The organism is Saccharomonospora iraqiensis subsp. iraqiensis, assembly GCF_000430445.1.
Lineage (GTDB): Bacteria > Actinomycetota > Actinomycetes > Mycobacteriales > Pseudonocardiaceae > Saccharomonospora > Saccharomonospora iraqiensis.
This window is the reverse complement of the sequence record NZ_KE387137.1, coordinates 31,497-37,207: the sequence shown is the minus strand read 5'-3', so window position 1 is coordinate 37,207 and position 5,711 is coordinate 31,497. Positions and strand designations below refer to the sequence as shown.

Here is a 5,711-nt window from a genome sequence, read left to right as displayed (position 1 = left end):
GAGACGGCCCTGCCCGGCAGCGTCGTCTCGTTCGCCGTCCGTGGTGCCGGTGTGGCCGGGGTCCACGTGCCCGGGGCGGGCGAGTGCCGGGGCCGGGCGCGCCCGGTCGTCGAGGGGGGTGTGATCTGGGTGCCGGAACCGGTGCCGCACGGCGTCGTGCTCCCGGCCGGGGCGGTCGGGCGATGGTGCTCGGGGATGTCAGGCCTGCCGCTCATACCGGATGGCCGCCTCCTCCTGTTCCGCCTGTGGTGCCGGGTGTCGTCACACCGGCCGCGAGTCCCCGGCCCCCGTCCGGGGACGGGGCCGCGGCTCCGCCGGTGTGTCGTCCGGGGAACTCACGCCAAGCAGAGTAGGAGTTGAACGCCGCTCCGGCGGCTCAGGACAGCAAACGATCATCCGGATTCACCCTGTCGGGGCCCCTACCGAGCGGTATCGGCCCGGTACCGGTACCTTCGGTGCCGCCCCCGCCCGTCCCCGACGGCGGCACCCGGTGCCCGTCAGCCGCCGCTGCGGTAGCGCTCCTGGGTGGAACGCAGCGCCTGCACGGCCACCGCGCCGGATCCTCCGCCCAGCAGGATGGCCAGCACGTCCAACGGCACGCCGCCGAGGGAGAACAGCAGGGCGAGCACGGCGACCCCGGTGGTCCCGGCCGCGACCGGAACACGCGAGCGCACGTACCGGGCGACGGGTGCGCCGCCCGCCCGCTTGGTGGCGGCACTGTTCAGCATGGCGAGATACCCGCCGTGGGCCAGCGTGGCCAGCAGGCCCGCGAGAGCGACCACGAACGCGAGCACGTCGATGATGGTGTCCATGCCTCCAGTGTGCCGCCGCGGGCGACACCGCCGGTGGCAGCGCGCGGGGCGGATCGGTGGCCGGGCCCGGACGGCCGGGTCAGCGGCCGAGGCGCCCGCGGCCGAGTTCGAGCAGGGCCATCGCGAGCTGCCTGCCCTCCGGCCCCAGTTCCCGGTAGCGCGCCAGCACGTCCATCTCGCGGTTGTAGACGATGCGGGTGCCGCCCGCCGCCATCCGCGCGGCGCCGATCCGGCGGGAGACCTCGGCCCGGCGCTTCACCAGCCGCAGGATGTCCGCGTCGAGTTGATCGATCTCCTGCCGGAGCGCGTCGACCTCCTCGGGCGTCTCGGGGACGCCGGTGGTTTCGGGGACGCCGGGGTTGTCGGGAACTCCGGGGGTTTCGGGGGTCTCGGCCGTCTCGTCGACCCTCGCGTTCATCATGACCTCCGCTGGTCGGAGAGTCCGTGTCTCGGCCCGAGGCGAGGAAAGCCCCGGGTCCGTGGACTCCGGGGCTTCGTGATGACTGCTGGGCACTACGCGATCACGGGAGCCGGAGCCCGGTTCCCGTAGAAAAATCGGAACGCGTCGTACCGCACAGGGCCAGTATGCCACACGGTCCCGGTGTCGGGGGCCCCAGGTAGGTTGGACGCCACGATGAGCACCCTGTTCGACCTCCCCCCGGAACCCCGTCGGCACCCCGGCCTGCTCGACGACCTCAACCCCGCGCAGCGCGCCGCGGTGGAGCATGCGGGCGCACCGCTGCTGGTGGTCGCGGGCGCGGGTTCGGGCAAGACCCGCGTGCTGACCCGGCGCATCGCGTACCTGCTCGCCGAGCGCGGGGTGCACCCCGGTCAGGTCATGGCGATCACGTTCACCAACAAGGCCGCGGCGCAGATGCGGGAGCGGGTGGCCGAGCTGGTCGGCAGGCGGGCGAACGCGATGTGGGTGTCGACGTTCCACGCGATGTGCGTACGCCTGCTGCGGCGGGAGGCCGCGACGCTGGAGATGTCGTCCAGCTTCTCCATCTACGACGCCGACGACAGCAGGCGGCTGATGACGCTGGTCGGCCGGGATCTCGACCTGGATCCCAAGCGGTACACGGCCAGGGCGCTGACCACGCACGTGTCGAACCTGAAGAACGAGCTGATCGACGCCGACGCCGCGGCGGAGTCCGCCACCACGGACTTCGAGCGTCGGGCCGCCGAGGCCTACCGCGAGTACCAGCGCAGGTTGGCGCAGGCGAACGCGATGGACTTCGACGACCTCATCATGCGCACGGTCGAGCTGTTCCGGGCGTTCCCCGCGGTGGCCGAGCACTACCGGCGCCGGTTTCGGCACGTGCTGGTGGACGAGTACCAGGACACCAACCACGCGCAGTACACGCTTGTCCGGGAGCTGGTGGGCACCGCCGCCACGGAGTCCGGGGTCGAGCCCGCGGAACTGTGCGTCGTCGGGGACGCCGACCAGTCGATCTACGCCTTCCGCGGCGCCACCATCCGCAACATCGAGGAGTTCGAACGCGACTTCCCGTCGGCGCGCACGATCCTGCTCGAACAGAACTACCGCTCGACGCAGACCATCCTGTCCGCCGCCAACGCGGTCATCGCGCGGAACCCGAACCGCCGGGACAAACGCCTGTGGACCGACGCGGGCGAGGGCGAGCGCGTGGTCGGCTACGTCGCCGACACCGAGCACGACGAGGCGGCGTTCGTCGCCTCGGAGATCGACGCGCTCGTCGACGAGGGCGACACGGACTACTCCGACGTGGCCGTGTTCTACCGCACCAACAACCAGTCCCGGGTGTTCGAGGAGATCTTCATCCGGCTCGGCCTGCCCTACCGGGTGGTCGGCGGGGTGCGGTTCTACGAACGGCGCGAGGTCCGCGACGCGCTGGCCTACCTGCGGGTGCTGGCCAACCCGGAGGACACGGTGAGCCTGCGGCGCATCCTGAACGTGCCCAAGCGCGGGATCGGCGACCGTGCCGAGGCGGTGCTCGCCACACACGCCGACCGGGAACGGATCTCGTTCGCCGCGGCGTTGCGGGAGGCGGCGAACGGTGGGGTGGAGCCGCTCAACCCCCGTTCCCGGAAGGCGGTCACCGCGTTCGTCGAGCTGCTGGACGGGCTGAGGGAACTCGTCGACGCGGGCACCGAGGTGGCCGAGGTGCTGGAGGCGGTGCTGGACCGCACCGGCTACCGCGCGGCGCTGGAGGAGTCGAACGACCCGCAGGACGCCTCGCGCGTCGAGAACCTCGACGAGCTGATCACCGTGGCGCGCGAGTTCACCGAGTTCGCCCGCGGCGCCGCGGCGGTGTCCGCAGACGGGGACACCGCCGGGGAGGCCGCCGGGGACGGAGGAGGGGACGACACCGCTGACGGGGACACCGCCGCCGGGGAGGCCGTCGCCGAGGGGGACGACACCGTGGGGGTGCCCGAACCCGGGTCGTTGGCCGCCTTCCTGGAGCGGGTCTCGCTGGTCGCCGACGCGGACTCGGTGCCGCAACCGGACGGCGCCGAGGAGGCCGAGGGCGAGCCGGACGACGACCGGGGCGTGGTCACGTTGATGACCGTGCACACGGCCAAGGGGCTGGAGTACCCGGTGGTGTTCTGCACCGGCTGGGAGGACGGCGTGTTCCCGCACCTACGGGCGCTGGGGGAGCCGAAGGAGCTGGCCGAGGAACGCAGGCTGGCCTACGTGGCGATCACCCGTGCCCAGCGCCGGCTGTACGTCTCCCGCGCGCTGGTGCGCACGGCCTGGGGGCAGCCGGTGAGCAACCCGGCCTCCCGCTTCCTGGACGAACTCCCGGAGGAGTTCCTGGACTGGCGCAGGCGCGAGCCGTCGGGCGGGGGCAACGGCTCCCCCAGGGCGGCGAGCAGCTGGAGCAGCAGGCTCGGGGCCGGGTCCGCGGGCGGTGCCGGTGCCGGTGCCGGGAACGGCTCCCGGACGACGTTCGGTGGGCCGGGCCGCACCGACTGGAAGAACACCGTGGCGCTCAAACTGGATGTCGGTGACCGGGTCAACCACGACAAGTACGGGCTCGGCACCGTCGTGGCCACGGAGGGCAGCGGCCCCAGGGCGACGGCGACGATCGACTTCGGCGCCGCGGGCACCGTCCGTCTGATGCTGATCGGCAGTGTCCCGCTGACCAAGCTCTGACCCCGGACTCCCGCGGCGTGGCGCGCGCCCTCACCGGGACCGGCTCACCGGATCCGGCGTGGTCCGATCCGGTGAAGTCCGTCCGGAGAGACGATTCTGTCGGCCCCCTCCGCTAGAGTGGCGATCGAACAGAGGTTCGAACGCCGGAAGCGAAGGGGGCGCGCGGTGGCACACGGGGTCCGGGGCACGGGGACGGCGGTCACGGGGCGGCCGGGACCGGTCGGTGGTTCAGACGTACACGTCGGTTCAGACGTTCACGCCGCGTTCGGCCAGCCAGGCCCTCGGGTCCACCTTGGACCCACCGACCCACACCTCGAAGTGCAGGTGCGGTCCGGTGGACTGGCCCCGGTTGCCCATGACGGCGATCTGCTCGCCCGCCTCGACCCGCTGGCCGACGGAGACCGAGTAGCTGTCGATGTGCCCGTACACGTGGATGGTGCCGTCGTCCTGCTGCACCTTGACCCACAGGCCGAAGCCGCTGGCCGGCCCGGCCTCGATGACGGTGCCGTCGCCTGCGGAGAGGATCGGGGTCCCGATCATGTTGGCGATGTCGATGCCGTAGTGGGTCGTGCCCCACCGGGCGCCGAAACCGGAGGTGAACAGGCCCTGGGCGGGCGCGACGGTCTTCGGTCGGGCGGCCTCTTCCGCGGCCTTCCGGGCCGCCTCGGCCTCGCGCTCGAGCCGGGCCTGGGTGACCTCGGCGCTCTCGGCGAGCTTGCGGGCCTCGGCGTCGGCGTCGGTGCTGCGGGACTGCTGGAGCAGCACGGGCGCACTGGTGCCGTCGCCGCCGGTGCCCGACGCCTCGGGTTCGGCGGTGAGTGCGGTACTCGCGTCGCTGGCGTTGGCCAGCGGGGTCACGTCGGTGTGCGACTCGGCGGAGTCGCGGGAGTTCTGCAGGGTCTGACCGGCGGCTGCCGCGGCGAATGCGCCCGCCGCGACGGCGGCGACGACGACCCGGCCCCGCAGTGCGGACGAGGGTGCGGGAAGCCGGTGCGAACCCCGGACCCGAACGACCGCACCGTCCAGTGCTTCTTCGAGCGCCGGGGAAGTAGCTTGGCCGCCGGGGGAGCGGTGTCGAGCCAAGACTGCGCCTTCCGTTACTCGGGGGAGTCAGGTCCAGACGCCGGGCGGGGGATCCCGGTGAGCGGTGTCGGGGTACCGCTCGTGACACGGCGAGTCCCGAAGGTCTCGCCGGGCCAGCCTGTTCGTGACCTGACCGTAATGGGGACTGCGGGACAGTAACCAGACGGTCGCGCCGGGGGCAAGGCGCCGGTCCCGTCCGGACGGTCGAGTCGCGTGCGCGTGGCTCCGGTGGCGGAGCAACAGCGCACGGTAGACAGGGTTTTCTCAGGGTTCAGTGATGTGAGTCACAGTTTGGCAACCGAGGGTTTGGACCGCTGTTCACCGGGGGCCGGACGCCGTCCGCGGTGGAGTGGACCGCCTCCCGCCTCGGTGACCCGACGAACGGGCGCCGGAGGAGCGGTCTGGCTACTCTCGTCGGTGCATCCGCCGAGGCCGACGGTGCCGGGGCCGCGGGCCTGCACCGGGAACGGAGGTGAACGATCGGAGCACGACGAGGGACCAGGGTCGATCCGCGTCCACCGGAACCGTCCGCCCCCGGTGCGCCGCCGGGGGACGAACGGGACGCACCGCACGGGACCGTGCTGATCCCCGCGCTCGCGTGCGGGGCACTCGCCGCGTTGCTGCTCTCCCTCGGCGCCGTCCTGCCGGTCGTGCGCGGTGCCGAGCCCGGCTTCGCGGCC

The 5,711-nt window shown here is 72.6% G+C and carries 4 protein-coding genes and 1 pseudogene; 1 reads left to right on the top strand and 4 read right to left on the bottom strand.

Translation table 11 applies throughout. The features are described from left to right. The 3 genes and pseudogenes from ACTIR_RS27650 to ACTIR_RS0120775 form a co-directional block, all read right to left on the bottom strand. Positions 1 to 215, bottom strand: a pseudogene (locus ACTIR_RS27650) (hypothetical protein); the annotation flags it as partial. A gap of 282 nt (positions 216 to 497) precedes the next feature. Further along, a complete protein-coding gene (locus tag ACTIR_RS0120780) occupies positions 498 to 812 on the bottom strand; it encodes a hypothetical protein (protein ID WP_026455709.1) in 315 nt (104 codons plus the stop codon). A gap of 79 nt (positions 813 to 891) precedes the next feature. Then, positions 892 to 1,230: a chorismate mutase gene (locus ACTIR_RS0120775; RefSeq protein WP_026455708.1), complete on the bottom strand. Its 339-nt coding sequence runs from the start codon at positions 1,228 to 1,230 to the stop codon at positions 892 to 894. Between the two features lie 216 nt (positions 1,231 to 1,446). Here ACTIR_RS0120775 and ACTIR_RS0120770 point away from each other — a divergent pair, with 216 nt between their 5' ends. Further along, positions 1,447 to 3,948: a UvrD-helicase domain-containing protein gene (locus tag ACTIR_RS0120770; RefSeq protein WP_026455707.1), complete on the top strand. Its 2,502-nt coding sequence runs from the start codon at positions 1,447 to 1,449 to the stop codon at positions 3,946 to 3,948. A gap of 246 nt (positions 3,949 to 4,194) precedes the next feature. Here the strand turns inward: ACTIR_RS0120770 and ACTIR_RS0120765 are convergent, their stop codons facing one another. Further along, positions 4,195 to 5,031: a M23 family metallopeptidase gene (locus tag ACTIR_RS0120765; RefSeq protein ID WP_199285659.1), complete on the bottom strand. Its 837-nt coding sequence runs from the start codon at positions 5,029 to 5,031 to the stop codon at positions 4,195 to 4,197. Positions 5,032 to 5,711: the final 680 nt, after the last annotated feature.

Coding starts and splice junctions, on each gene's coding strand:
- ACTIR_RS0120780 (WP_026455709.1), bottom strand. CDS start 812: ATGGACACCATCATCGACGTGCTCGCGTTCGTGGTCGCTCTCGCGGGC.
- ACTIR_RS0120775 (WP_026455708.1), bottom strand. CDS start 1,230: ATGAACGCGAGGGTCGACGAGACGGCCGAGACCCCCGAAACCCCCGGA.
- ACTIR_RS0120770 (WP_026455707.1), top strand. CDS start 1,447: ATGAGCACCCTGTTCGACCTCCCCCCGGAACCCCGTCGGCACCCCGGC.